The organism is Streptomyces sp. NPDC048590 (assembly GCF_043199535.1).
Classification (GTDB): domain Bacteria; phylum Actinomycetota; class Actinomycetes; order Streptomycetales; family Streptomycetaceae; genus Streptomyces.
This window is the reverse complement of the sequence record NZ_JBICWC010000012.1, coordinates 1-26,536: the sequence shown is the minus strand read 5'-3', so window position 1 is coordinate 26,536 and position 26,536 is coordinate 1. Positions and strand designations below refer to the sequence as shown.

Below are 26,536 nucleotides of genomic sequence, written 5' to 3'. Positions count from 1 at the left end.
TAGCCGGCCGACCCGAGGACACCCCGTGAGCACCACGATCACCGCCCTGAGCGATCGTGCGCTCCAGGACGTCGACACCATCGCGGCCCGCGCCACGCGGGAGGTCGTCGACGCGGAAGCCGACCTCGCCGACAGCACCCGCATCCCGGTCCAGGACATCGCCGACACGGTCACCCACCTGATGCGGGACTTCTACCGGCACATCGCTCACGGCATCGACCTCGACATACCGGCCGTGCGCGAGGTCGGCAGGCGCCGGGCGGGACAGGGCGTCCCCCTGGCCGCGGTACTGCACGGGTTCCGGATCGGTTTCCGCCACGCCTGGTCCGCACTCGCCGGGTTGGCCGCACCCGACGACACCCGGACACTGCGCGAGCTGCTCGACCGGAGCGACACCGTGTGGCGGCTGCTCGACACCTACTCGGACGAGCTGCGCGCCGCCTACCGCGACCGTTCCGCCGAGCTGCTGCGCACCGCGGAAGCCGAGCGCCATCGTCACCTGGGCACCCTGCTCGGCTCCGAGACCGACGCCGGCACCCGGCTGCTCAGCGCCGAGGCCCTCGGGCTCACTCGACGCGGCAGCCACGTGGTCCTCGCCGTGCGGGGCGAGTCGCCCCGGCAGCGTGAGGCGTGGGAGACGGCGATCGCGTGCCGTGGGACGTCCGTACTGTGGCACGTCGCACCCGGCGGCACCGCCGGTCTGGTCTCCGCCGCCGGGGACGGGACCGACACCGGGGAGGCGGTCCTTCGCGCCTGCGTCGTCGACGGCACCGCGCGGGCGGGCGCCGGTCTGCCGTTCCGCCTCCTGGAGGACGCGCCGGAAGCCCTGCGCCAGGCCCGGATCGCGCTACGCGCCCACCCCGGCCGGCTCACGCGGCCGCACCGCTACGACGAGGACCCGGTCGCCAGCCTCGTCGCCGCCTGCGGACGGGATGCCCGGGCCCTCGCCGACGCGCTTCTGCGCCCCCTGGGCACGCTGCCTCCGTCCGAACGGGATCTCCTGCTCGGGACCGCGGCTGCCTGGTTCGACGCCGCCGGCTCGGCGGAGGCGGCGGCGCAGGCCCTCTACTGCCACCGCAACACCGTCCGTTACCGACTGCGGCGGCTCGAAGAGCTCATCGGCCTGCCACTCAAGGACCCCCGCAACGCCGCCCGGCTCCAGCTCGCCCTCCATACGGCGCGGCAGTACCCCTGACCCGGCGCCCCGGGCACCGAGAACCTGGGCGGGGGCCGCTCGGCGGCTCAGTGGCGCAGCTCCTGTTCGATCTCGCCGGCGCACCGGCGCAGTGCGGCCAGCAGGTGCTCTTCGGTGGCCGACAGCTCGGCCGTGCCCTCCGGATCGAAGCGGAGGACCTGCTGCGGGAGGACACCCGCCGGCCCGGACGGCACGCACCCGCGCCGGACACCGCGTCCGCAACGAGCGCTGGCGTGACGGCCTCGCCGCAGGCGCTCTGCCGCGCAGCCGTGCACCGGTCGATGGCCGCGGTCGAAGCCTGCCGCCCGGACGTCCCCTTCGACACCGCCGACCCGTTGTTCGGCTTCGGTCACGGCCTGCGCTACTCCGCTCCCTCCGGTCCGGGACGCACCTGAGACCGGTCCGGGCTCGCGGCGCCTGACCCGCCGCGAGCCCGGGCCTTCGCCTTTGTCGAGCGCGCCCGGCCCTCGGACGACGGAGCCGAAGAGGTACCGGACGCGGGGGCCTGACAACGATGTCGGTCAGAAGTATGGACGCGTGGAACGGACTGTGATCACATGCCGTCAGAACTCTTACAACGTTGTACGCACCCAGCACGCCGGCGACAACGCCCCTCACGCGTTCGTCTGCGGTCCGCGTCCGTCCCAGCAGCCGCGTGCGCCCGGGTGCCCCGACCCCGGAAAGGGGGCCGCCGTGCGTCCGCGCTCGTCCCTCAGAACCATCCGTGAGCTACGGCGACCAGCCGTCGGCCATCTCCTGGCCGGCGCGGCCGTGGCCGCGATGGGCCTCACCGGCCCCGGCGCCACGGCCGCGGAGGCGGCGGGTGCGCCACCTCGCAGCGCCACCGTGACCGTCACCGACGCGCGGTTCGAGGTGCTCTCTCCGACCCTCATCCGCACGGAGTACTCCGGCGACGGACACTTCGAGGACAGGCCGACGTTCAACGCGGTGGGCCGGGACGCCTTCACTCCCCCGCGTTTCACCTCCTCGGTCCGCGCCGGTGTCCTGACCATCGACACCGGCAAGGTCACTATGCGATACCGGGTCGGGTCCGGCCCCTTCACCTCTGAGAACCTGACCGTCGCGCTGCACGCCGGCAAGGACCCCGTGTCGGCCGCACCTTGGCACCGGACCTCCTGCTCCGTCGGTGAACTCTGCGAGGCGGAGGACCAGTTGTACGACGGTCCCGGCCTCGCCACGGACCACACCGAGTTCACCGGCAAGGGCTTCCTCGCGGGCTTCGAGGTCGACGACAACGCGTTCACCGCCGATGTGAGCGCCCCCTCGAAGGGCTCGTACGAGGCCGCCGTCCGCTACACCAACGCCGTCGGCGGCGACGGCCGCCACGTCGACCGGACACTGAGCGTCAGCGTCGACGGCGGCGCCGACACCACCCTCACCCTGCCTCCGACCGACAGCTGGGACACCTGGGGCGTCGCACGTCTGCCCCTGTCGCTCGGCAAGGGGCCCCACACGATCAAGGTGCACCGCGCGGCCTCGGACTCGGGAAGCGTCAACATCGACAGCGCCGCACTTCTGTATCCCGGCGCCGACTACCCCTCCCGGCAGGCCACCGCTCCGAGGGGGTGCCGTCTCGGGACGAGCTGTGAGGCCGAGGACGCCGTCCTCGCCGGCTCCACGGCCGTCGCCACGGACCACCAGGGGCACGCCGGACCCGGCTTCCTCGCCGAGCTCAACCAGGGGTCCTCCGTGACCCAGCGGATCACGGGGATACCCGAGGACGGTACGTACACCCTGCGCCTGCGCTACGCCAACGGCGCGGGTGGCGACGGCGGACACCGGGACAGGGAGATCACCGTCGGCGCCGGGGACGGCCCGGACACCCCGCTCTCCCTCCCCGCCACCGACGACTGGAACACCTGGGCCTCCGCCTCCGTGGACGTCCACCTGAAGGCGGGCACCGACACGGTGTCGCTGAAGTGCCCGGACACCGGCAGCTGTCATGTCAACCTGGACAGCCTGTCGTTGAGCACACGGACCGCGAAGGCACCCGCGCCCCATCTCGCTCTCGGCGGATACCGGCGGAGCCTGGACGGGCTCGACGGCGACCGCGACCCCACGCCGTGGACGACCCCGGGTCTGCTGTACCGGGACGGCTGGTACCTGCTCGACGACACCCCCTCGGCCGTCCTGGACGCGAAGTCGGGTGCCGTCTCCTCCCGCCCCGGCCACGGCGGTGCCCCCTACCGGGACGGCTATCTCTTCGGCTACGGCCACGACTACAAGCAGGGCCTCTCCGATCTGGCCACCCTGACGGGCCCCTCACCGCTGCTCCCGCGCTGGGCGTACGGCGTCTGGTACTCGGAGTATCTCGACCGCACGGCCGAGGAGTACAAGTCCGTCGTCTCCCAGTTCCGTGCGGCGAAGGTGCCGCTCGACGTCCTCGTCATGGACACCGACTTCAAGGCGCCCAACAAGTGGAGCGGCTGGAACTTCGATCCCTCGGACTTCCCCGACCCCGAGGGCTTCCTCGACTGGACCGCCGCCCAGGGACTGCACAGCACGCTCAACGTGCACCCCAGCATCCTCGCCGACGACCCGCAGTTCGCCGCAGCGCAGAAGACCGCCAAGGGCAAGCTTCGCAAGGGCGGTTGCGGCTCCGCCGGGGGCCCCGACTGCTACACCTTCGACTTCGGTGACCCCGACCAGCTCAGGGCGTACCTCGATCTGCACCGGCCGATGGACCGGGCCGGAAACGACTTCTGGTGGCTCGACTGGTGCTGCGACGCCTCCCGCTCCTCGCAGGCCGGTGTCACACCCGACGCGTGGATCAACCAGAAGTACCTGGACCTGACCGCCGAGACCTCCGACCGGGCCTTCGCCTTCTCACGGGCGTACGGCTCCCTTCAGGCCGGGGGGTACAGCGGCGGCGTCGGAGTGCCCACCGGGCCGTGGGCCGACAAGCGGACCACCGTCCACTTCTCCGGTGACACGACGTCCAGTTGGGGCACTCTGCGGGCCGAGGTCGGCTACACCCCCGGGGAGTCCGCCGCCACCGGTCTCGCGGCCGTCAGCCATGACATCGGCGGGCACAACGACGGCTTCGGCATTCCCGGTTCGGACAGCTACGTCTCCGACGACGGGCAGACCCACCGCACCACCAAGCTGCCCGACGACCTGTACGCGCGCTGGGTGCAGCTGGGCACCTTCCAGCCGATCGACCGCCTGCACAGCAACCACAGCGACCGCCTCCCCTGGCAGTACGGGACCGCAGCGCGGGAGTCGGCCGAGAAGTTCCTGCGGCTGAGGGAGGCCCTGGTTCCTTACACCTACACGCTGGCGCGTGAGGCGAACACCACCGGGGCACCGATCACACGGCCGCTGTACCTGGAGTACCCGGAGGAGGCGAAGGCGTACACCGAGGCGGACAACGAGTACCTCTACGGCAGCGACGTGCTGGTCGCCCCGGTCACGACGCCGGGCGAGAAGACCACGACGAGCGTGTGGTTCCCGCCGGGGACGTGGACGGACTACTTCTCCGGACGCACCTACACCGCACCTGCCGGCGGCGCCACCCACGAGATCACCACCACGCTCGACACCATGCCGGTCTTCGTCCGCGCGGGCGGGATCCTGGTCACCCGGTCCGACGGCACCTCGAACGACGCCCGGGGCAAGGCGTCCGAGGCCGGCGTCACCGTCGCCACCGGCGCGTCCGGGTCCTTCTCGCTCCACGAGGACGACGGCGTCAGCGAGGTCGGTGAGCACGCCGCGTCCACCCGGCTGACCTACTCGGAACACCGGGGCTCGCACGTGCTGGCGATCGGCGCGGCGAAGGGCTCCTACCGGGGGCAGGCCGACCGCAAGGCGTGGTCGGTGACGTTCACGGGCGTCGGGCAGACGCCGGACCGGGTGACGGCGAACGGCTCCCGGGTGGCTGCGTCCGCCTGGCACTGGGATGCCGGTTCCCGGACCCTGCGGGTCGACCTGCCGTCGCGCTCCGTCCGGAGCGCGACCACCGTCGAGTTCCGCTGACGGAAGACGCGAACGCGCGCCTCGCCGAGGGAAGGGTGGCCCCGAGTGCGTGCTCCGGACAACCGGGCACGCCCTCGGGGCCGTTCGTCCGGGATCCCATCGGCTCACAACGCACCACCAAGCCGTTCGGGAGCCCATCGGCCTTGAACTGCGTCGCCGTCCGTCCCGACGGCAGGCGAACCGGCCACGGACGGAACCTCGGCGATCGTCGGGCACGCGGCGGGACACTCCAACTCCCTGGCCAGGATGACGACTTGTCGTCATGACGCAGCCTCGCCAGCCGAGACTGCTGCGCGGCGGCACGCCGAGCGAGTAGATCCTTGGCATGACTCCACGACCAAGACGCAGAACGCTGCCCGCCGCCACCGCGGCGCTCGCGCTCGTGCTCGGCGGCGGGCTCCTGCTCCCCGCACCGGCCGCAGCCGCAGCCGCGGACAACCCCACGACCGCGGCGTCCGCCCGGTATCCGACGTACGACATCACCCTCGTCACCGGCGACCAGGTGCACTACACCGATCTGCCCGGCCCCCAGGACGACGTCACCGTGGACCGCGCCCCCGGTGCCCATGGCGGCGTGCAGGTGCAGACGTACGGCGAGAACACCTACGTCGTCCCGGCCGAGGCGGCCCCGCTGCTGGCCGCCGACAAGCTCGATCCCGAGCTGTTCAACGTGACCCAGCTCGCGGCCATGGGGTACGACGACGCCCGTTCCGGCGGCATACCGGTGATCGCCGCCGCGCCACGCACCCGCGCCGCCAAGGCCCCGGCGGCGCCACGAGGCGCCACCCGTGTGCGCAGGCTGGACAGTATCGGCGCCACCGCGATGAAGGCCGGCCCCCGGGACGCCCGCACCTTCTGGAAGAGCGTGGTGCCGTCCACCCGGGCGCGTGCCTTCGACGCATCGGCGGGCATCGGCAAGCTCTGGCTCGACGGCAAGGCCGAGGCCGCCCTCAGCGAGTCTGTCCCCCAGGTCCGGGCGCCCGAGGCCTGGTCCGAGGGGTACGACGGCACCGGGGTCAAGGTCGCCGTGCTCGACACCGGCATCGACGCCACTCACCCGGACCTCAAGGACGCCGTCGCCGCGGAGAAGAGCTTCGTCCCGGGTGAGAGCACCGACGACGGGCACGGTCACGGCACGCACGTGGCATCGACCATCGCCGGTTCCGGCGCCGCGTCGGACGGTGCGAAGAAGGGCGTCGCGCCCGGAGCCCGGCTGTACGTCGGCAAGGTGCTGTCGGACGCGGGCGATGGCACCGACTCAGGTGTCATCGCGGGCATGGAGTGGGCGAAGGAGCAAGGCGTCGACGTCGTGTCGATGAGCATCGGCACCGGCGGCGCGTCCGACGGCAAGGACCCGGTCTCCCAGGCCGTGGACCGGCTCTCCGCCGACGGCGGCCCGCTGTTCGTGATCGCGGCGGGCAACAACGGGGTCCCCGGGTCGGTCGGTTCGCCCGGTGCCGCGCCCTCCGCGCTGACCGTGGGCGCGGTCACCAAGAGCGATGTGCGGGCCGGGTACTCCAGCCAGGGCCCGGTGGCCGGCACCATGGGTCTCAAGCCCGACATCGCCGCCCCCGGCTCCGCGATCAGCGCAGCCGCAGCGCACCCCGCGCCCGGCGCCTCGCCGTACGTGTCGATGAGCGGCACCTCGATGGCCACCCCGCATGTCGCCGGCGGGGCCGCGATCCTCCGTCAGGCCCACCCCGACTGGGACGCGGCGCGGATCAAGAACGCGCTGATGACCAGTTCGAAGAAGCTGCCCGCCTACACGCCCTTCCAGCTGGGAACCGGCCGCCTGGATGTGTTCGCGGCGATGACCACCAGGATCGAGGCGCCCGGCTCCGTGCCCACGGCCACGTTCCGCTGGCCGAACGCGAACGCCGCACCGGCCGAGCGCACCCTCACCTACCGCAACACCGGCGACGCCGCGGTGACCCTGGATCTGGCACTGGACACCAAGGACACCGGCTACTCGCTGTCCGCCCCGTCGGTCACGGTCCCCGCCGGCGGCTCCGCAGACGTGACGCTGCGCCTCGACCCGGTGAACCTGCCCGCCGAGAAGGCGGTCTCCGGCCAGGTCACGGCAACCGACCGGGCCACCGGACAGCTCGCAGCCCACACCGGCTTCGCCCTGTACAAGGAGCCGGAGCGGTACGACTACACCGTCGAGCTGACCGGCCGCGACGGCAAGCCCGCCGACGGCACGGTAGCCCTGACCTACCAGGGACTGTCGACCCCCGCCTTCTTCTCGGTCTACGGCAGCACCACACTGCGGCTGCCCCCGCGCACGTACACCGCCTTCACCTTCCTGGACGTCACCGGGGACAGGAGCGACGAGACGGGCACCGCCATGCTGGTCGCCCCGGACGTCAAGCTCGGCGAAGGCGGGGCGACGGCGCGGCTCGACGCCTCCACCACACACAGGGTCTCCGTGGCCACACCGCTGAAGACCGAGAACGCGCAGACGGTCGTCCAGTTCCGGCGAGGTGGCGGCGGCGGTGGCGGTGCCATCGGATCGGCCCTCCTCATGGACCCCGCCCAGGACTCGTTGTACGTACAGCCCCTGAAGGCGGCGGAGGGCGGCGGCCAGGACCTGCTCGTGCACTGGCGCCAGCGGGAGCGGGCCCTCGACGCGCGGACCGGCACCGGCCACGAGATCCAGCTGACCAGCCAGACCGGGACGGCCCACCACGACGGGCTGAAGGTGCTGCGGACGGTCTACGCGGGCAACGGCACCGCGGCCGACTACGAGAACCTGGACGTCAAGGGCAGGGCCGTGATCGTCGAACGCGGCGGAGCCGGCCCGGACGAGCGGGCGAAGGCTGCCGCCGACGCGGGCGCCGCCATGCTGATCACCGCCAACGACACGGGCGGGCGACTCTACGAGACGTACGCCGACGCCCACGGCCTCACCCTGGCCGGCGTCCGCCGGTCGGACGGCGAGCGGCTGATCAAGGAGGCGAAGTCCCGTCTGGGCCTCCTCCGGGTCACCCAGGAGCGCTACCCCGACTACCAGTACGACCTGACGATGCACCAGAAGGGTTCGCTCCCCGACCACGATCTGGTCTACCGGCCGGACCACGACGGACTGGCCCGCAGGACCGAGCGCTTCCACGCCCCGTGGAAGCGCGGGCTCACCCCCGAAGGCATCGGCCGCCGCGTGGTCCTGCCCGCCTGGGGCCAGGGTCTGGGCGGCCTGCAGGAGGAGAGCTACCCGGGCACCCGCGTCGACTACCTCACTCCGCTGTCCGCCGAGACCGGCAAGTGGCACGAGGAGCACCGGATCAAGCTGGCCGGAGCCACGACGGCCGACAACATGATCGAGTACAACACCGACAGCGGCTACCGGGCGGGCGCACGCGACACCGACGACTGGTTCGAGCCGGTCGCCGCCACCCACTTCGGTACGGGCACCTGGGTGCCGGGACGGACGAGCAACGGCATCTCCTGGAACCTTCCGCCGTGGACCGGGGCGGCCCCGGGCCACTCGTCCATCTCGGTCGTCCGCGGCAGCGAGAGCGTCGAACTCCGGCAGGGAGAAACCCTGCTGGCCAAGGCAGGGGGCGCCATGGGGTCCTACAACGGCCTGCCCGGCCAGGAGCAGGCCTACAGCCTGACCCTGGACGCCGACCGCACCGGTGAGGGCCGCTGGGACAAGTCGGTACGCACCCAAACCCGTTGGGACTTCCGCTCCGCCGCTCCCCCGGCGGGCACGCCCAGGACGGACCTCCCGCTGCTGGACATCCGCTACGACGTGGACACCGACCTGTACGGCGATGTCACCGCGGGACGGAAGGTGACCCTGGCCCTGGCCTGCGCCACCCGCGGAGGCGGGATCACCGGGGACTCGGCCGCGGTGCAGGTGTCGTACGACGAAGGCGCCACCTGGCAGCCGGTGTCTGCGACCGGACGCGGGGACGGCGAGTGGACGGTGACGCTGCGCACCCCCAGGACCGGCTCCTCGGTCTCCCTGCGCACGACCGCCCAGGGCCCGGACGGCCTCGCGGTCACCCAGGAGGTGATCCGGGCCTTCGGCCTGAAGTGACCTCCGGCTGAACCCGTTTCACCGCGGGAGCGGCTGCCGCAGGAGTCCGGCGGCAGCCGCTCGTCGTACGGCTCCGAGCGCCCGCGAGCCGGCGGACCTCCGCCCCCGCGTCCTTCGCGCTCCGGATACGTTCGTCCGGAACGAGATCGGCTGCGGACTCCGCCACGAGGACGGAGTCCGCAGCCGGCCGTATGCCGTACGAACGTCAGCCGCTGACCGTGATGTTGGAGCTGCCGCTGCTCTGGTAGCCCTCGGTCGCCATGATCATGTAGTACTTGAACTGGCCCATGTTCATGCCTGCGCGCGACCAGGCGTCGAAGTGGTTCCCAGTGGTGATGGTGCCGGAGCCGCTGGTCACCTTCGACTGCCGGACGCTCCAGTACTGCTGGAAGGTCTTGGTGCCCTCCACGGAGGGGGCGTTGGTCCGGGTCGTCTGGTAGATGTCGTACGTGCCGCCGTCGCTGGAGACGGTGCCCTTGTACGTACCGGTGGGCCGGTAGCTGCCCCAGTTGTCGACGATGTAGTACTCCACCAGCGGGTTCGAGGTCCAGCCGTAGAGGCATCCGTAGCCGTTGCCCGACGGGTTGAAGTAGCCGTTGTAACGGACGGTCCTGCGTCCGCCGGTGCTCCAGCCCTTACCGGCGACGAAGTTGCCGCAGTTGGTCCACTGGGTGCTGTAGCTGCCGCCTCCGTTGAGTGTCATGGAGACGGAACCGCCGCCGTCGGTCCAGAACGAGTAGTACATCCCGTCCGTACCGGTCTGGTTGCTGGTGATGGTCGTGGCGGCGTGGGCGGTGCCGGGCAACAGCAGCCCGGACGCCGCGGCGAGGCCGACCGCACCCGCGCCGCCGAGGAAGCCTCGCCGGCTCAGGCCGGGGGGAAGAGGGTTCTGCTGAATCCGGTCGTGCTGCGTGCCGTCGTGCTGCATACCGTCCTGCTGCATGCGTCCTCCCGAGAACGCTGGTGGGGGCCGGGCCGCTTCCGCGGCCCGCGACCTTGCATGGATCACGGCGGGGGTCACCCGTCGTCGGACCGGGACAGCCGATCGTCATCCCCGGCACATCACGCGAGGGGGAACGACGGTCTCCTGCCGTGCGGTTGCCACAGTTTTCGTAGAGCGCCATGACCCTGTCAACAGTTTCGACCGTCTTTCGGAAATGTTTCCTTCCCGAGGGACATGCCGACCAGCACGTCTCCGCTGCTCATCGGCGCATCCCACGAGAGCGCACACCCGCGACGCCACGAGAGCGTAAGGGGAGGGGGACACTCCCGTCCCCGCCTTCCGAAACTTTCGAACTGCGCGCGGCGCGTCCGTGGCGACGGTCAGCCACTCGGTCGGCCCGGGAGCCGACCCAGAGAGTGACCCATTCGGCGTCCGCCCCCGTGCCTTCAGATGACCTCGCCCGTCGCGGGCGACGCGCATCCACAGGACCACCTGGAAGCGGGAGGAGTCCCGGCCATCGCTCGGCCGGGACTCCTCGATGCGGTGGTGCCGCTCAGCGGATGGGTTCCACACCGTCGCCGGCCGCCCGCGCCCACATCCGCGGACGGCGTCCCGCCACGGTCACCCGCGAATCGGTGAGGTCAGCGCTTCAAGGTGAGTACGCCCGGACGGTAGGGCAGGGTGTTGTAGTCGCCGCCCGAGTTCGGGGCCTTGCCCTGGTAGAGGAACTGCAGGTTGCACGGGTCGATCGTCATGGTCTCGTCGGCGGTGCTGCGGACCAGGTCACCGTGGCTGATGTCGTTCGTCCACGTGGCGCCGCTGTTGGCCTTGCCCGCGAAGGGGTTGCTCTCGCTGGTGGCCTGCGGGGTCCACGAACCGCCCAGGCTGGAGGCCGTGAAGGAGCGGAAGTAACGGTCGTTCGCACCGATCGCCTCGACGATCATGAGGTACTGGCTCTGCCCCTGGACCTTGTAGACCTGAACGGCCTCGAACAGGTTGTTCGTCGAGTCACTCAGGACCGTCGTGTACGACGAGCCGAAGTTACCGGGGAAGTTCCCCTTCGGCATGGACGAACGGTAGATCTTGCCGTTGTCCCCGGCGAAGAACAGGTACATGTTCTGACCGTCCCCGATCGGGGTCTGGTCGATGGGGCCGGTGTTCGAGCCGGAGATGCTCCCGGTGAACAGCGGCTGGGCGGAGGACCAGCCGTTGGGGTTGGCGGGGTCACTCGAAGTGCGGTACATGAAAGCCGCCGAACCCCACTGGTACGCCAGTACCCAGATGCTCTTGGGCGCAAAGTAGAACAACGTGGGCGCCACCGTCGACGAATTCATCCCGGTCTGCGCCGCCGACCCCATGTCGGACCAGTTCGTGAAGGGCGCGAACGCCATCGAGCCCCAGGCGGACCCGTAGTTCGTCCCGTAGACCAGGCGCTTCCCGTTGTAGGGCACGCTGGTGAAGTCCTTCAGCGAGACCCAGCCGTTCGCCGGCTGCGCCAGCGCCCCCGTCGACGACCAGCTGTAGGTCGACGGGAGAGAACACGCGCCGCCCGTCGGCGGGTTGGCGGTCAGTCCGGTCCACATCTGGCTGTTGCCGCCGTTGCACGTCCACAGCTGCACCGCCGCACCGTTGGCCGTGCCGCTGTCCTTCACGTCCAGACACAGCCCTGACGGGCAGCTGGAGGGCATCGGCTCAGGCCGCTGCATCGACGTGCCCAACTCCTCCACGAGCAACGGCACCCAAGTCCAGCTGCGGGACTGCAACGGCAACAGCAACCAGCAGTGGGCGTTCACCGACGCCGGTGAACTCCGGGTCTACGGCGACAAGTGTCTGGACGCCGCCGGCACCGGAAACGGGACCAAGGTCCAGATCTACACCTGCTGGGGCGGCGACAACCAGAAGTGGCGCCTGAACTCCGACGGATCCGTCGTGGGCGTCCAGTCCGGCCTCTGCCTCGACTCCGTCGGGAACGGCACGGCCAACGGCACCCTGATCCAGCTCTACTCCTGCTCGAACGGCAGCAACCAGCGCTGGACGCGCACCTGAGGGGGCCCGCCACGAACGAACGGGCTCTTCGACGACGGCGTGTGGGCTTCTCCGGCCCTCCCGGAACGTCGCGGCGGCGATCACGTCGTCGCGGTGGCGGCCGCCTGCCTCAGCAGCGCGCTCAGCGTGTGCACGTCCGGCCTGCGGGCGGTGCCGGTGCGGACGACCGTGAAGACGGTACGGGTGACCGGAGCGACGAGCGGGTGCACACTCAGCCCCTGCTGCTCCGTGATGGCCAGCCGGGGAACGAGCGCGATACCGGCCCCGGCCGCCACCAGCGACAGGAGTACCGAGAAGTCGCTGCTTCGGACACGGACCTCGGGGACGAAGCCCGCCACTCCGCAGGTCCGCTGGATCATCTGGTAGCAGGAGGTATCCGGTCCTGGAGTCAGCCACGCCTCGCCCGACAGCCGGGTGAGGTCCACCGACTGACCGGGCGCGAGTTCAAGGCGCTGCGCCTGATCGACGGGCAGGCACAGCAGGACCGGGTCCTCCATGAGAACGTCCTGCTGACAGTTGTCGGGGAAGTTGCGCGGCACCACGGAGTAGCTGTGCGCCACGACGACATCGACCTGACGTCTCTTCAGGGCTTCCATGGCAGGGTCGGGCTCCTGCTCGACGAGCTGCACCGTGAGCGTGCGGGCCTGCTCGTCCGCGTGCTGGGCGATCAGCCGGTAGACCTCCGGGAACAACGTCCGCGCGGCGGAGGCGAAGGCAGCCACCCGGATCAGCCCGTGGTGCCCTCCCTTCAGCGCCCGAAGATCCGACTCCGCCGCCGCGAGGTCGGCCAGGATCACCTCGGCGTGCGCCACGAGAAGCTCCCCCGCCGGCGTGAGGCGCAGGGTGCGCCCGCTCTTCTCGACGACGGGCACCCCGGCTTCGCGTTCCAGGACGGACAACTGCTGGGACACGGCCGGGGCTGTCAGATGGAGGACCTCGGCCGTGGCGGCGACCGTTCCATAGGTGGCCAGGTGTTGCAGGATTCTCAGGCGTCGGACGTCGAGCATGGTGTCCCCTCTCCGGGCCGGCTTTCGGCTCCGCGCGTCATGTGTGGGGTTGTGCCCCGGTAGCCGGCCGCAGCGGCTCGTGGTGCGCAGTTGCCGGTGGTCGAACGGGCGGGCCGGGCTGCCGCGGGGCCTGCGACCCGCTTCGCCGCCGCGGCATGTGTGTCCGGGCCCGAGGCTGCCGTCCTGCGGCGGTTGATCAGCACCACTCCCGCCACGGACACGACACCTCCGAGCAACTCGAGCGGGTGCGGGGTCTCACCCAGCCAGACGAACGACACCAGCAGCGCCACAGGAGGCACGAGGTACAGCGCCGCGGTGGAAGCGGCCACGGACAGGCGGGCGACGGCGTAGCCCCAGATGACGAAGCCGAGTGCCGAAGGCAGCAGCCCCAGGAAGATCACGGCCCACAGGGCACCGGCCGGGGCGTCCGACACGGCCCCGACCGACCCGGGCAGAAGCGGCAACGCGAGGACGGTCCCCGAGAACATGGCGTACGTGGCCACTTCCAGGCCGCTGTAGTGCCGCAGCAATGGCTTGCTGGCGAAGTGGTAGACGCCTTGGACGACGGCGGCGGCCAGCACGACGAGGGACGCGAGACTGAAGCCCGAGAACCCTTCGGCGAGGGTGACCAGGGCAGTCCCCGCGAGGGCTATGCCGCTTCCGGCGACGACGTTTCGGGTCAGCGGCTCGGCCAGGAAGACACCGGCGAGCAGGACGCTGAACATCGGGGCCACGGCGATGAGCAGGCTGGCAGTGCCCGCCTCGACATGGATCTCCCCCCAGTTGAGCAGGACTTGGTAGGCGGTCATGCCACTCAGTCCGCACAGGACGATGAGGGGAAGGTCGCGCCCTCGGGGCAGGCGGACGCCGGCGAACGGAGCGATGACCAGCAGGGCGACTGCCGCGATGGCGAGCCGGAGGAAGGACAGCGCGGCCAGGCCGAGCCCGTCGACCGCGACGCGGATCGCGGGGAAGGCGGCGGCCCACAGTACGACGGTGCCCGTCAGGGCGAGGAAGCGCGGGGAGGCGGGATGGCGGTTCACCCCACCAACGTGCCACTTTCCGTCAGAAAGATCTATTTAGCATTTTCTCGACAAAACAATAGCTTCACTTATGGTTGGGCTTCGTGCCCACGATCGGCAGCACGGCACCGCTACCCCGGCCCGGCCCACCTCGACCGGTCGGCCGGGTCCGGTGACGTCAGCGTCGGCGCTGCTCGGCCCGCAGCTCGAAGTCCCCGTAGCTGTTGTCGACCGGGTTGACGGTGACACCGGGGGCGACGATCTCGTCGATGGCGTCCAGCACGTCCGGGGACAGGGCGATGCCGGCCGCGGGCAGGAACGCCTCCAACTGCTCCATGGTGCGCGGACCGACGATCGCGGAGGTGACGCCGGGGTGGTTGATGACGAAGGCGACCGCCAGCTCGATCAGGGTGAGACCGGCCTTCTCCGCCAGGACCGCGAGCTGTTCGACGGCCTCCAGCTTGCGCTGGTTGGCGGGGGTGTCCATGTCGAAGCGGGCCTGGGGGCGGGCGGTGGAGGCCGGGCCCTCGGTGGCGTGCTTGCGGTAGCGGCCCGACAGCCAGCCGCCGGAGAGCGGGCTGTAGGTGAGGGTGCCCATGCCGTGCCGTCGCGCGGTGGGCAGCACGTCCTCCTCGATGCCGCGGACCAGGACCGAGTACGGGGGCTGCTCGGTGACGAACCGCTCCAGGTTCCGGTCACGCGAGGCCCACTGGGCCTCGACGATCTGCGAGCCGGAGTAGGAGGACGAGCCGATGTAGCGGACCTTGCCCTGGCGTACGAGGTCGGTGAGTGCGCCGAGGGTCTCGGCGACGTCGGTGTCGGGGCTGGGCCGGTGGACCTGGTAGAGGTCGATGTGGTCGGTGCCCAGACGGCGCAGGGAGTTCTCGACTTCCCGGATGATCCAACGGCGGGATCCGCCCCGCTGGTTGGGGTCGTCCTGGTCCATCGGCATGAAGAACTTCGTCGCCAGGAAGACGTCCTCGCGGCGGCCCTCGAGGGCCTTGCCGACGATTTCCTCCGAAACGCCGGCGGAGTACACGTCGGCGGTGTCGACGAAGTTGATGCCCGCGTCGAGGGCGCGGTGGATGATCCGGATCGAGTCGGCCTCGTCCTCGTTGCCCCAGGGGCCGAACATCATCGCGCCGAGGCAGAGCGGGCTGACCTGGACGCCGGTGCGGCCGAGCGGTCGGTACTGCATGCGGTGGGTTCTCCTCGTTCGTGTGAGGTCAGTCGGTGTCGGCGGGCACGACCGTGCCGGTGGTCGTCCAGCTGGCGAGCAGGTCCAGGGCCTGGCGTTCAGGGGAGTCCGGCTCGGGTGTGTAGAAGTTGAGGCGCAGGCCCGGGTCGGAGGGGAGGTCCAGCGCCTCGTACGGCAGCGCGAGGTCACCGACGAGCGGGTGGTGGAAGTTCTTCAGGCCGGAGCGGTGGAACTTCACGTCGTGCCGGGCCCACCTGCGGGCGAACTCGTTGCTGCGGGTCGTCAGCTCCCCGACCAGATCGGTGAGCGCCTTGTCGTGCGGCGCCCGGCCGGTCTCGGTGCGCAGGAAGGCGACGGCGTCGTCGGCGCCCTTGTCCCAGTCGACCCAGAAGTCCTGGGCCGCGGGGTCCAGGAACAGGAAGCGGGCGCTGTTGACCGGCCCGCGCTGCGCGAACAGCGGGGAGTCGAAGAGCGGCGCGTACAGCGCACGGCCGAGCGCGTTGGCGGCCACGACGTCGAAGCGCGCGTTGCGGACGAACGCCGGGACGTCGGTCATCGAGTCGAGCATCCGCAGGATCGTGGGCCGTACCCGTGAGGAGGTCACGGTCGGCCTCCTGCCGGCCGGGGTGGAGGCGCGGGCGAGGTCGTACAGGTGGGTGCGTTCGGCCTCGTTCAGCTGCAAGGCGTGCGCGAGTGCATCGAGGACGGAGTCGGAGGCGCCGCTGAGGTTGCCGCGCTCCAGCCGGACGTAGTAGTCCACGCTCATGCCCGCGAGCAGGGCGACCTCCTCGCGGCGCAGCCCCGCGACCCGGCGGTTGCCGCCGTAGACGGGCAGCCCTGCCTGCTCCGGGGTGATCCGGGCCCGGCGGGTGCTCAGGAACTCGCGCACCTCCCCGGCCACGCTCTTCTTGTCAGGACCAGCCATGGTCGCTCTCCAGGCGGAGCGCCGTACGGCACGGAGCGGGACGGGCGGCGGTCGCGGCGGACGGCAGTGGCACGGGGAACTCCTCGGATCGGCGTGAATCTTGTGCCGGCCTCTCCACCGTAGGACGGCCCGGGAGGGCCTGCGAGGTACTGCCAGTACCTGGAAGAGCAGTGACTCCCACCCGAGGGGCCACGCGATGTTCCCTGGGACGGGACCGAGGACCGGACACCGCGGAAGCGGGTCCTGACCTCAGTCGGTCCTGACCTCAGTCCTCACCGATCCGAGGGAGCACCGTGCGCGCAGCGCTCATGTACGAAGCAGGCGACCTCCACGTCGAGGACGTGGCCGACCCGACCACGGGGCAGCCCGAGTGCTGCTTGCCGACGGCACCCTGGCCAGGCTGCCCGTCGGAGGACGCTCTGAAGGTGCTGGTCAGGCCGTGAACAGGCAGCATGCGAGAAAGGCGAAGGCCGCCGCCGCACGTGGGAGTGCGGCTGCAGCGACGGAGCGGCGTGCGATCGCTACCGCCGGTGACGAGGGGCTGACGATGGGGCAGGTGATGTCATGACCACCGCCGCTCAGCTCACGTCGACGCCCGCGGCAAGGCGGCCGTGCAGTCCGCCGGCTCCCCCGACGCTGATCCTCGTGATCATCTGCGTCAGCTACTTCATGGTCATGCTGACCATGGCGCTCATCGGAGCAGGGCGAGGTCTGACGTCGGCACCGCTGACCTCCGGCGGCATCGACGGCGTCAACCCCTCAGCCGCCTCCGGCCTCGGCGGCACCGTCCACCAGATCGGCAGCGCCCTTGCCCCGAGCCTGCTGGCCGCCGTCGCCGCCACCGCCTCCACCGACCACTCACCGGCCGACATCGCGGCCCGCTCCGGAGCCGCGCTGACCGACTCAGCCGTCCTCCTCGCCCCGGCGGCCGCCACGGTCCTGGCCCTCATCGTGCCCGCACGGGCAACCCGAACCGAAAGGTCACTCTGATGCAGACCCTCACGCTCAGCAACGGCGTCGAGATGCCCGCCCTCGGGCTCGGCGTCTTCCAGACCCCGCCCGACGAGACCATCGCCGCGGTGAGGGACGCCCTCGACCTCGGCTATCGCCACATCGACACCGCCGCCGCCTACGGAAACGAACGCGAGGTCGGCCGAGCCATCCGCGACTCCGGCGTGCCCCGCGACGACATCTTCGTCGAGACGAAGATCTGGATCAGCGACTACGGCTACGACGAGACCCTGCACGGTTTCGACAAGAGCGCGGCCAAGCTCGGGCTCGACCGTATCGACCTGCTGATCCTGCACCAGGCCCTGCCGTCCGACTTCGACAGGACCCTCGCCGCCTACCGCGCCCTGGAGAAGCTCCTGGCCGACGGCAAGGTCCGGGCCATCGGCGTCAGCAACTTCATGGTCGACCACCTCACCCGGCTGCTCGACGCCACCGACGTCGTCCCGGCCGTCAACCAGCTGGAGATCCACCCCTACTTCCAGCAGCGCGCCGTCCTCGACTTCGACGACGCCCACGGCATCCTCGACCAGGCCTGGTCCCCCATCGGCGGCATCACCTTCTACCCGGGCTACGGCGACAACCGCCGCAGCGTCCTGGAGGACCCGGCCGTCACCCGCATCGCCGAGGCCCACGGCAAGAGCCCCGCGCAGGTGCTCCTGCGCTGGGGCCTCCAGCAGGGCCGCTCGGTCATCCCGAAGTCCACCAAGCGCCACCGCATCGCCGAGAACATCGACGTCTTCGACTTCGAGCTCACCGCCGGCGAACTGGCCGCCTTGGACGCCCTGGAGACCGGACGCCGCGGCGGCCCCGAACCCGAGGCCGTCACGCTCGCCGACTTCGGCCGGACGATCCCCGAAGCCTGACCTCCGTCGACGCGCCCAGCCGCCACGTCCTGACCGACCGGGCCCGCGCCTCCACCCCGCGCCTCGAACCACGCTGAACCCACATCCAAGCCCCTGAAGGAGCCCCCACCGTGCGCGCCACCCTGATGCACGCCGCCGGCGACGTCCGCGTCGAGGACGTCGCCGACCCGAAGATCCAGCAGCCCACCGACGCCGTCGTCCGCATCGTGCTGTCCTGCGTCTGCGGCAGCGACCTGTGGCCCTACAAGTCGCTGGAGCCCACCGACAACCCACGCCATATGGGCCACGAGTTCCTCGGCGTCGTCGAGGAGACCGGAGCCGACGTACGTGGCCTCCAGCGAGGAGACGTCGTCGTCGCCCCGTTCGTCTGGGCCGACAACACCTGTGCCTACTGCCGCGAGGGCCTGCAGACCTCTTGCCCGCACGGCGGGCAGTGGGGCGTGAACGGCGTCGACGGCGGCCAGGGCCAGGCCGCCCGCGTACCCCAGGCCGACGGCACGCTGGTGAAACTGCCCGTGGCCGAAGACTCCGAACTGCTCCCCGACCTGCTCACGCTCTCCGACGTGCTCTGCACGGGCTACCACGCCGCCCGTACCGCAGGCGTGGGCAGGGGCGACACCGTCACCGTCATCGGGGACGGCGCCGTCGGCCTGTCCGCCGTGATCTCCGCCAGGCTGCTCGGCGCCGAACAGATCATCCTCATGGGCCGCCACCAGGCCCGCACCGATCTCGGCCGCGAGTTCGGCGCGACCGACGTGGTCGCCGCACGCGGTGACGAGGGCGTCGCCCGGGTCCGCGAACTGACCGGCGGCGAGGGCACCCGCAAGGTCCTCGAATGCGTCGGCCTGAAGGAGGCCGTCGTGACGGGCTTCGGCGTGGTCCGCGACGGCGGCACCGTCAGCCGGGTCGGCGCGCCGCAGTTCACCGACGTGCCCTTCGGGTTCGCCGACTTCATGCGCAACATCACCCTCACCGGCGGCGTGGCCCCGGCCCGCGCCTACATCGAGGAGCTGATGCCACACATCCTCGACGGCTCGATCCGGCCCGGCCGCGTCTTCGACCGCACGGTCTCGCTGGAGGACATCGCCGACGGCTACCGCGCCATGAACGACCGCGAGGCTCTGAAGACGCTGGTGCGCCCGTGACCGCCGCAAGCCCGACGCCACGGCTGCGGCCGCCCACGAGCGCCTCTTCCCGGGCCACGTCTCCACGCTCGCCGTCACCGGCCTCGCGGCGGGCGCGGCGACGGCTGTCACCGCGACGGCGACCGGCCTCCGTGGCCCTCGGACGTATGTGTGTGCCCATCGGGCCTGTGGCTCCGGCGGCTACCGGTCAGGGCCTCTGCCGTCCCGAGGTGTGCAGGGTCAACGGCGCACCCATCCCCGTTCGAAGGCATGCCAGCCGAGCTGCATCCGGGTGGAGACCTCGGCGACCTCCATCAGCCTCTGCAGCCGACGCTGGACCGTGCGCAGTCCCAGTCCCAGGCGGGCCGCTACCGCACGGTCGGTCAGCCCGGTGAGCATCAGGGACAGCAGGAGGAGGTCGGTGTCGTCCGGGCCCTCCGTCTGCGGCTCCGCCTCCACTTCGCCCGATGCCGACAGCAGCAGTGGACGGGCCGAGTTCCAGACCGCCTCGAAGAGGTTGAGCAGCGCCTCCACGACACCCGGAGCACGCACCACGACCGAGGTCGGCTCCTCGTCGCCCGGACCTGAATCCCGGCGCAGCAAAGGCATCAACGCAGTGGCCCGGTCGGCCACGACCAGCTTGCACGGAACCCGCTCGACGACGCGTACCAACTGGGTGCGCCCCAGTGCCGCGGAGAGCTCCGCCGTGGTCGAAGGCCGGTCGAGAGCGGCCTGTTCCAGGACCACCCGGTACCGGACCCCGCGACCGGTGGCCTGCTCCTCGGCCTCGTGCTCGTCCTCCCGCACCACCGCCGGGTCCACCGTGACGAGGGCGTGCAGCTCCCGCTGGGCGCTGTACTGGATCTGCTCGAACCGGTGCCGGATCGCCTCGGCGCCGGTCACCACCTCCAGCAGCCCCGCCCGTTCCTGTCCGGCCGCGCCCCGGCGGTACTCGTCCGCGAGAGCCGCCACCGTGGACTCCGCCTGTTCCAGGGCATGACGTCCCGCGGCGAGTGCGGGGCCGAAGGCCAGCCGTGGCGGTGCCACCACGTAGGCGCCGTCCCGTCCGACATCACGTGACACCATGCCGCCGCTCTCCAGGCTGCCGATCAGCCGGCCGACAGCCCGCGTGTCCAGGTCCAGGTGGTGGGCCACCTCGGGAACCGTCGCACTGCGCAGCCGTACCAGTACCCGGTACACCCGCTCCTCGTCCTGCGGCAGACCGATGGATCGCAGCATGGCCCTCTCGTCTCCCTCCGCTTCCTCTTCCGCTTCCGCGACCACCGCGGTGCCGGAGGCCACAGTTTGGCGCAGTGTCGTGAGACCGGCGCAAGCACCCCCGGCACCGATACGGAACAGCTGGGGTACCGGAGAGCCGTGCGACCGGGCGGACCGCCGGCATCCGGGCCCGACGGGCGCCGGGCCACCGGCGGCCCCGAAGGGCCCGGAATCCCTGCCGCGGGACCCGGTGTGCCGGGCCCCGCGGCAGGGCGCAAGACCCCTTCGGTCGGGTCGGTCACGGTGTCACGGGCGCCGTGGCGGAGGCCGCGACGCGGTGATCCGGGACCGTTCCGTCCGTGATCCTGGGCCCGGAGGCAGGTGCTCAGCGCACCTCGTAGGCGCGGACCAGGGTCTGGGTCACCCCGGCCCCGTGACCGTCGCGAAGGGTCACTCGCAGGTGCACGAAGGCGCCCGCGGGCGCGTCCGCCGGGAGTGTCGCCCGCCAGGTGCCGTCCGCGCGCGCCGGCCGGGCCGGTTGCCAGTCGGAGACCGACTCGGCGGCGCTCTCGTCGCCGTAGGCGTACTCGAGCGTCGCACCGGCCAGGGAGACAGGGCCGCCGGCGCCGTCGATCACCGCGCCGATCCCGATCGTGGTCGTCACACCGGCCGGCCGGCTGTTGCGCAGGTCGCTGGGCACGTCGACGACGGGGACGAGCAGGCGCTGAGCGCCCTGGTCGGCGGCGCTCGACGAGAACGTCCATTCCGTGCTGTAGGCCAGTCCGGTGCGGGCGGTGGCCGAGGCGGGGCGCTTCCACGCCTGGCGGAACGTGATCTCCGCCTTCTCCTGCGGCAGCGTGACCAGACCGGCGGTGGGGACGGCCGCCACCCCGTTCACGAGGAGCTGCCGGGCGCTTGAGTCCCTCTGGTCCATCGTCGAGTCGTGGCCGCCCGCGTCGCCGACCGGTGCGAGGGCGTACGAGAGCCGGTTGCTGTCCCGGGTCATCAGCGGCTTGGCGTAGGTGTTGAGGACCGGGCCGTAGGGCGACTTGTACCAGTCGGCCGTCGCCCGGCCCCTGTCGACCGTGTGCGGTCCGTCGTAGGCGGTGCCACCGTTCGGTCCGAGGTTCCGCCGCATCAGCGTCGTCCAGGTCAGGCCGTCCCGGCCGGCCGGGGTGAAGAACTCGGTGCGGGTCCGCGGCGCGCGCAGTGCCAGCGTGGTGCCGCCGGCCCAGACCGACGACATGCCGGGCAGCCCCAGCTGGACGTCGGACCAGTAGGTCGCGTCGGTGGCGCCCTGCACGTGGTACCGGGCGTCGCGCACGGCGAGGCCGGAGTCGCGGACCCGTTCGGTGCCCGGCCGGATCGCGCCGTGCGTGACGGACGCCAGGTTGTAGACGTAGGGGCTCTTCGCCCTCTCGGTTCCGGACCAGCTCACGGTGGCCGTGCCCTGCTCGGCCAGCGCCTTGAGCGCCAGCGAGTCGGCCCAGGTGATGGTGGCCTGCGGCACGCCCTCAGGACCGGACATCTGGAACCTGCCCTCGGTGTCGGGGACCGCCGCGAGTACACCGACGGCTCCCGCCTTCTCGGCCGCCTTCGCCCATCCGTAGCCGTTGCCTCCCGCGACGCCCGCGTCGACCAGGGCGATCCTGCCCGTCAGGTCGTGGGCGGCGAAGTTCTCGTCCGTACCCTTGCCCACGGCGACGACCTCGGCCGATCCCTTCCCGTCGAACTCGGTGGCCGTCTGCAGCGGCAGCGAGTCGAGGACCCGGCCCTCGGACGACTTCAGCACCGCGAGCGGGGCGACCTGGCGTGCCGACGCGAGGAAGGTGAGCCGGTCGTCGCCCGAGACCCGCTGGGCGTACACCCGCTGCGTGTAGGACGGCACCGCCGTGACGTAGCCCGCCAGTAGCTTCCTGCTCTCGTCGATGCCGAAGGTCGTGCCGAGCGCGAAGCCGGCCGGCCGGCTGGGCCGGTCGGTGTCCCAGCCCACCGGCTGGGCGTCCCGTGCGTCGAGCGTGACGACGGTGTCGCCGGAGACCTTCACCTCGGGGTCGTACAGCTGGGAGAGGGAGGCGACCAGGCCGACGCCGCCCTTCGCGTCACGCGTCATGATCACGCCGCCGAGGGCGTACGTGCCCAGAGGCACCCGGATCGTGGTGCTGCCCGCGTCCGGATAGCCGAGGATGTACCGCTTCGCGGTGTCCCGGTGGTCGTCGTACAGCTGGAACGTCGACGGGGTGGCCGCCGGGTCTCCGTGCCGGTCGAGGCCCTTGACGGTGAGGTCGGCGGACGGCTCCTCCATGTGCACGCCGAACGGGACGGTGACGCGGGTGCCGTGGGCGCCGGTGCCGACGAGGCGCCCGGTGACCGTGCCGTAGTCACCGGAGTCGAGGCGGGCGGACGGGGTGATCCGGACCGGGACGTCGGCCGTGCCGTTCGCGGGGACGGTGACGATGCGCCGGGCCGCCCTCGCGAAGCCGGCCAGCCGGGAGCCGTCGTCACCGCGCACGTCCCGCACGGTCAGGGCCAGGGTGACGGGCCTGTCCGTGATGTTGGTCAGCGTGACCGGCTTCTCGACGGCGTCGAGAGCGGCCTGCGGGTACGCGAAGTCACCCAGCAGCGAGGCGGGTTCGGCGACCACCGGCTGGGTGACCGCCCGCGCGACGTCGAGCGGGCCGGAGCCCTGGTCCAGGACGGGCGCACCGGTGCTCGCCGCGGAGGTGGTCAGCAGGCCCTTGAGGCGGGCCGGGGTGAGCCCGGGGTGCTGCTGGAGGAGCAACGCGGCGCCGCCCGCGACGTGCGGGGTGGCCATCGAGGTACCGGACATCGACTGGTAGGCCAGCTCGCCGCGGCCGCCGGACCTCGCGGCGACCACGTCGACGCCCTGCGACGCGATGTCGGGCTTCGCGCTCCTGCCGTCCACGGACGGACCGCGGCTGGAGAACGACGCCGTGCCGTCCTTGCGGTCGACGGCACCGACCGTGAGCGCCTTCGGCGCGCAGCCGGGTGTGGACACGGTGCCGCGCAGCGAGGCGTTCCCCGCCGCTATGACGAACAGAGCCTCGTCGCCGAGCTTCTGCACCGCTTCGACGTCCGGGCCACCGCAACTGGTGGCGCCGTCCGCGCCCAGGGACATGGAGACGATGTCGGCGCCCTGATCGACCGCCCACTCCATGCCGCTGACGATTCCGCTGATGCTGCCCGATCCGTTGTCTCCGAGCACCTTGCCGATGAGCAGGGATGCCCCGGGTGCCATGCCGGCGTAGCGGCCGTCGGAGGCGGCGCCGGTGCCGGCGACGGTCGAGGCGGTGTGCGTGCCGTGGCCGGTGCGGTCCTCGCCGTCGGCTCCGTTGACGAAGACCTTGCTCGCAACGATCCGGCCGGCCAGATCGGGGTGTCCGGCGTCGGCGCCGGTGTCCAGTACGGCGACCTTCACTCCGGAGCCGTCGAGCCCGGCGCTGTGCGCGCGGGTGGCGCCGGTGAGCGGGACGGTCGGGGTGCCGAGGGCAGGGGCGGCCGTGCCGCGCACCTTGGCGTCCAGCCAGATCTTGCGGATGCCGCCCGCGGCCCTGGACCGTCCGTCGCGGGGGGCGAGGTCCTTCCACGCGTCGGCGGCGGAGGACTTGGCGACGGAGAGGCCGGCGCCGCCGATGGATTCGAGGCTCGCGGTGGTCGTGGTACCCGGGGTGGCGCCGCGGGGCCTGCGCCCGTCCTCGTACGCCACGACGACGGGGAGCGTGTCGGTGTGCGCGTCGTCGTATCCGTCGGCCACGAGCCTGCCGATGTCGAACAGCGCGGCGTCGACCGTGCCCGCGTCGACGAGCCTCTCGGTGCCCTCGGGGAACACGTAGGTGCGCGTGCCGTCCTGCCAGACGGCGGCGGGGTAATCGGTGCCGTCGGCAGTGCGGGGGGCCGCCGACAGGACCCGGCCGTCGGCGTCGACGCGGGCGTCGACGATGTCACCGGTGATCAGCGTGACGCTGACCGACCGGCCCGTGGACGCCCGGTCAGGCGCGGAGGTTGCTGGGGTGGCGTCCGCCCCGTCGTCGGCGGTAGCCGCGGGGATACCGACGCCCAGCAGGGCGACGGCCGCGAGGCCGGCGGCCGCCGGCCGCCATGATCTGCTGCGTCTCACAGGTGTCCTCCGGGTGGAGAGAGAGGTTCCGGCGGGCAACAGCCTCATCAATTCCCTTGCCGAAAGGGGGAATCGGAGGTGGCGAATGGCGTCCTGGCGCACATCCGCCAGCCGCGCGGCGCCCCCGGGTGCGCCACCGTCGGCCGGACGGACGATGACGCCTGACTGGGGAGAGGCAGCGCCCGCTCTGCGCCGGGCGGGCACGGGGTTCGTTCGCCGCCGGTCCGCGGACGCGCGGGCCGGTGTCGTCCATCGGCAGCAGGACCGGACGCGGCTCGGATCACCGCACACACGTGGCGAGTTGACGCCTGTCATGCATCCGCCACGAATCCCGGGTATGGGGCGGCGCCCCACTCGGTAGACCGGTGACCACGACCTCCCGGCAATCCCGCGGAGGTCGTTCGCGTGACCGCCGAAGTCCCGGCTCCCGCCGTGGACCTGACATCCGAAAGGGCACCCATGCCACGCTCCGCCCCCCGCCGCAGACGGCGGTACACCGCCGCCGTCCTCGCGGTCGGCCTGACAGGCTCACTCCTGAGCCTGTCGGCCCTGCCCGCCCAGGCAGCAGATGTGCCGCGCCCGTTGGGCGCATCCGTGCCCGACTCCCCGAAGAAGGCGCTCACGCCCGCGAAGGACAAGCTCGGCTCCCACGACCGGACGCTGCTGCAGAAGGCCGAGAGCAGCAAGAAGAGCACCGTCACCGTGATGCTCGCCACCGGTGAGGGCGACACGAAGACGCTGCGCGCGAAGATCGCGGACGTCGGCGGCCACGTCGGGAAGGCGGACGACGAGCTCGGCTACGTCCGCGCGACCGTGCCCACCGGGAAGGTCGCCGCACTCGCCGGACTCGCCTCGGTACGTGCCGTGGACCTGAACGAGACGTACAGGATCCCCGATCCGTCGCCGGTCACCGCCGCCGACAACGAGAAGGTGAGCAGGACGGGCTCCCCCGCCGCGCCGGGCAAGGGCACTCCGGCCGACAACCCGTACCTGCCCGTCGCGGAGACCGGCGCCACCGGATTCACCGCCGAGCACCCCTCGTGGGACGGGCGGGGTGTCACGGTCGGCATCCTGGACACCGGTGTCGACGCCTCCCACCCGGCCCTGCGGACCACCACGGACGGCAAGCCGAAGATCCAGGACTGGGTGACGGCCACCGATCCGGTCGCCGACGCCGACCCGACCTGGCTGGAGATGCGGCTGAACGTCTCCGCCGTGAACGGAACCTTCCGCAACGGGGGCGTCGACTACCGGGCGCCCGACGGCTCTTACGAGTTCCAGATCTTCGACGAGGACTCGACCTGGGGCGGGGAGCTCGGGGGCGACGTCAACAGGGACGGCGACTACAAGGACCGGTTCGCGGTCCTCTACCGGCCGTCCGACCACCGGATCTGGGTCGACGCCGACCTGGACCACGCCTTCGGTGACGAGGACGTCGTCGAGCCGTACGCGAAGAGCGGCACCTGGGGCACCTTCGGCACCGACGACCCGGAGACGGCGGTCGCCGAGTCGATGCCGTTCACGGTCGAGTACCGGGACGACGTGGACCTGTCCGCGCGCGGTGGGAGCAGTGTCGGGAAGACCGCCGACTTCGTGAACATCGGTATCGTCGCGGGCGCGCACGCCACCCACGTCGCCGGTATCACCGCGGGGCACGGCATGTTCGGCGGGAAGATGGACGGCGCCGCACCGGGTGCGCGGATCGTCTCCGAACGGGTCTGCCTCTTCGCTTCGGGCTGCACCTCCTACGCCCTGGCCGAAGGCATGATCGACGCCGTGGTCAACAAGGGCGTCGACGTCGTCAACCT

The 26,536-nt window shown here is 71.6% G+C and carries 17 protein-coding genes and 2 pseudogenes; 10 read left to right on the top strand and 9 right to left on the bottom strand.

Annotated features, from left to right (window positions below; all coding sequences use genetic code 11):
- Positions 1-25 precede the first annotated feature (25 nt).
- Entirely contained in the window at positions 26-1,195 is a 1,170-nt protein-coding gene (locus tag ACGFNN_RS29875) for a PucR family transcriptional regulator (protein WP_393560554.1), read from the top strand.
- A 47-nt stretch (positions 1,196-1,242) separates the two neighbouring features.
- On the opposite strand, the gene ACGFNN_RS29870 is transcribed toward ACGFNN_RS29875, so the two are convergent.
- Positions 1,243-1,389, bottom strand: coding sequence for a hypothetical protein (locus ACGFNN_RS29870; RefSeq protein ID WP_393560552.1), 147 nt, complete (start codon positions 1,387-1,389; stop codon positions 1,243-1,245).
- Between the two features lie 39 nt (positions 1,390-1,428).
- Here ACGFNN_RS29870 and ACGFNN_RS29865 point away from each other — a divergent pair, with 39 nt between their 5' ends.
- From ACGFNN_RS29865 to ACGFNN_RS29855, 3 genes are all read left to right on the top strand, one after another.
- Positions 1,429-1,590: a hypothetical protein gene (locus ACGFNN_RS29865; RefSeq protein WP_393560550.1), complete on the top strand. Its 162-nt coding sequence runs from the start codon at positions 1,429-1,431 to the stop codon at positions 1,588-1,590.
- Positions 1,591-1,975: 385 nt separating this feature from the next.
- On the top strand, positions 1,976-5,191 hold the full coding sequence (locus ACGFNN_RS29860; protein WP_393560846.1) for a TIM-barrel domain-containing protein: 3,216 nt from the start codon (positions 1,976-1,978) through the stop codon (positions 5,189-5,191).
- Positions 5,192-5,516: 325 nt separating this feature from the next.
- Positions 5,517-9,233 carry a S8 family serine peptidase gene (locus ACGFNN_RS29855; protein WP_393560548.1) on the top strand — a complete coding sequence of 1,239 codons (3,717 nt, stop codon included), beginning with the start codon at positions 5,517-5,519 and terminating at the stop codon, positions 9,231-9,233.
- Between the two features lie 205 nt (positions 9,234-9,438).
- Here the strand turns inward: ACGFNN_RS29855 and ACGFNN_RS29850 are convergent, their stop codons facing one another.
- Together ACGFNN_RS29850 and ACGFNN_RS29845 are read right to left on the bottom strand one after the other, a co-directional pair.
- Complete coding sequence (locus ACGFNN_RS29850) at positions 9,439-10,161, bottom strand: glycoside hydrolase family 11 protein (protein ID WP_393560844.1); 723 nt, start codon at positions 10,159-10,161, stop codon at positions 9,439-9,441.
- 656 nt (positions 10,162-10,817) lie between these two features.
- Positions 10,818-11,846: pseudogene (locus ACGFNN_RS29845) on the bottom strand (non-reducing end alpha-L-arabinofuranosidase family hydrolase); the annotation flags it as partial.
- A 1-nt stretch (position 11,847) separates the two neighbouring features.
- Here ACGFNN_RS29845 and ACGFNN_RS29840 point away from each other — a divergent pair.
- A pseudogene (locus tag ACGFNN_RS29840) lies at positions 11,848-12,222 on the top strand (ricin-type beta-trefoil lectin domain protein); the annotation flags it as partial.
- 80 nt (positions 12,223-12,302) lie between these two features.
- Here the strand turns inward: ACGFNN_RS29840 and ACGFNN_RS29835 are convergent.
- From ACGFNN_RS29835 to ACGFNN_RS29820, 4 genes are all read right to left on the bottom strand, one after another.
- Positions 12,303-13,229: a LysR substrate-binding domain-containing protein gene (locus ACGFNN_RS29835; RefSeq protein ID WP_393560546.1), complete on the bottom strand. Its 927-nt coding sequence runs from the start codon at positions 13,227-13,229 to the stop codon at positions 12,303-12,305.
- Positions 13,208-14,272 (bottom strand): DMT family transporter, encoded by a 1,065-nt coding sequence (locus ACGFNN_RS29830; protein ID WP_393560544.1) that lies wholly within the window; start codon positions 14,270-14,272, stop codon positions 13,208-13,210. Before ACGFNN_RS29830 ends, ACGFNN_RS29835 begins: the two co-directional genes overlap by 22 nt.
- A 157-nt stretch (positions 14,273-14,429) precedes the next feature.
- Entirely contained in the window at positions 14,430-15,449 is a 1,020-nt protein-coding gene (locus tag ACGFNN_RS29825; protein ID WP_393560542.1) for an aldo/keto reductase, read from the bottom strand.
- Between the two features lie 28 nt (positions 15,450-15,477).
- Complete coding sequence (locus ACGFNN_RS29820) at positions 15,478-16,374, bottom strand: helix-turn-helix domain-containing protein (protein ID WP_393560540.1); 897 nt, start codon at positions 16,372-16,374, stop codon at positions 15,478-15,480.
- Between the two features lie 293 nt (positions 16,375-16,667).
- Between ACGFNN_RS29820 and ACGFNN_RS29815 the strand changes: the two genes are divergently transcribed.
- The 4 genes from ACGFNN_RS29815 (at position 16,668) to ACGFNN_RS29800 (ending at position 19,393) form a co-directional block, all read left to right on the top strand.
- The gene (locus ACGFNN_RS29815) at positions 16,668-16,817 is read left to right on the top strand and encodes a hypothetical protein (protein WP_393560538.1); all 150 of its coding nucleotides are present in this window, start codon (positions 16,668-16,670) and stop codon (positions 16,815-16,817) included.
- A gap of 121 nt (positions 16,818-16,938) precedes the next feature.
- Positions 16,939-17,364: a hypothetical protein gene (locus ACGFNN_RS29810; protein ID WP_393560537.1), complete on the top strand. Its 426-nt coding sequence runs from the start codon at positions 16,939-16,941 to the stop codon at positions 17,362-17,364.
- Positions 17,364-18,248 carry an aldo/keto reductase gene (locus tag ACGFNN_RS29805; protein ID WP_393560536.1) on the top strand — a complete coding sequence of 295 codons (885 nt, stop codon included), beginning with the start codon at positions 17,364-17,366 and terminating at the stop codon, positions 18,246-18,248. The genes ACGFNN_RS29810 and ACGFNN_RS29805 overlap by 1 nt, the downstream gene beginning before the upstream one ends.
- Before the next feature lie 110 nt (positions 18,249-18,358).
- Entirely contained in the window at positions 18,359-19,393 is a 1,035-nt protein-coding gene (locus ACGFNN_RS29800) for a zinc-dependent alcohol dehydrogenase family protein (protein WP_393560535.1), read from the top strand.
- A gap of 219 nt (positions 19,394-19,612) precedes the next feature.
- Here ACGFNN_RS29800 and ACGFNN_RS29795 read toward each other — a convergent pair whose 3' ends face one another.
- Both ACGFNN_RS29795 and ACGFNN_RS29790 read right to left on the bottom strand, forming a co-directional pair.
- Complete coding sequence (locus tag ACGFNN_RS29795; RefSeq protein WP_393560533.1) at positions 19,613-20,611, bottom strand: TrmB family transcriptional regulator; 999 nt, start codon at positions 20,609-20,611, stop codon at positions 19,613-19,615.
- A gap of 364 nt (positions 20,612-20,975) precedes the next feature.
- On the bottom strand, positions 20,976-24,728 hold the full coding sequence (locus ACGFNN_RS29790) for a S8 family serine peptidase (protein WP_393560531.1): 3,753 nt from the start codon (positions 24,726-24,728) through the stop codon (positions 20,976-20,978).
- A 405-nt stretch (positions 24,729-25,133) separates the two neighbouring features.
- Between ACGFNN_RS29790 and ACGFNN_RS29785 the strand changes: the two genes are divergently transcribed.
- Positions 25,134-26,536, top strand: a 1,403-nt coding sequence (locus ACGFNN_RS29785) for a S8 family serine peptidase (protein ID WP_393560529.1), incomplete at its 3' end; no start/stop codon positions are given.

What these genes read in the sequence shown, in the direction of transcription:
- ACGFNN_RS29860 (WP_393560846.1), top strand. Translation starts at nt 1,976, where the DNA reads ATGGGCCTCACCGGCCCCGGCGCCACGGCCGCGGAGGCGGCGGGTGCG.
- ACGFNN_RS29855 (WP_393560548.1), top strand. Translation starts at nt 5,517, where the DNA reads ATGACTCCACGACCAAGACGCAGAACGCTGCCCGCCGCCACCGCGGCG.
- ACGFNN_RS29850 (WP_393560844.1), bottom strand. Translation starts at nt 10,161, where the DNA reads ATGCAGCACGACGGCACGCAGCACGACCGGATTCAGCAGAACCCTCTT.
- ACGFNN_RS29835 (WP_393560546.1), bottom strand. Translation starts at nt 13,229, where the DNA reads ATGCTCGACGTCCGACGCCTGAGAATCCTGCAACACCTGGCCACCTAT.
- ACGFNN_RS29825 (WP_393560542.1), bottom strand. Translation starts at nt 15,449, where the DNA reads ATGCAGTACCGACCGCTCGGCCGCACCGGCGTCCAGGTCAGCCCGCTC.
- ACGFNN_RS29820 (WP_393560540.1), bottom strand. Translation starts at nt 16,374, where the DNA reads ATGGCTGGTCCTGACAAGAAGAGCGTGGCCGGGGAGGTGCGCGAGTTC.
- ACGFNN_RS29810 (WP_393560537.1), top strand. Translation starts at nt 16,939, where the DNA reads ATGACCACCGCCGCTCAGCTCACGTCGACGCCCGCGGCAAGGCGGCCG.
- ACGFNN_RS29805 (WP_393560536.1), top strand. Translation starts at nt 17,364, where the DNA reads ATGCAGACCCTCACGCTCAGCAACGGCGTCGAGATGCCCGCCCTCGGG.
- ACGFNN_RS29795 (WP_393560533.1), bottom strand. Translation starts at nt 20,611, where the DNA reads ATGCTGCGATCCATCGGTCTGCCGCAGGACGAGGAGCGGGTGTACCGG.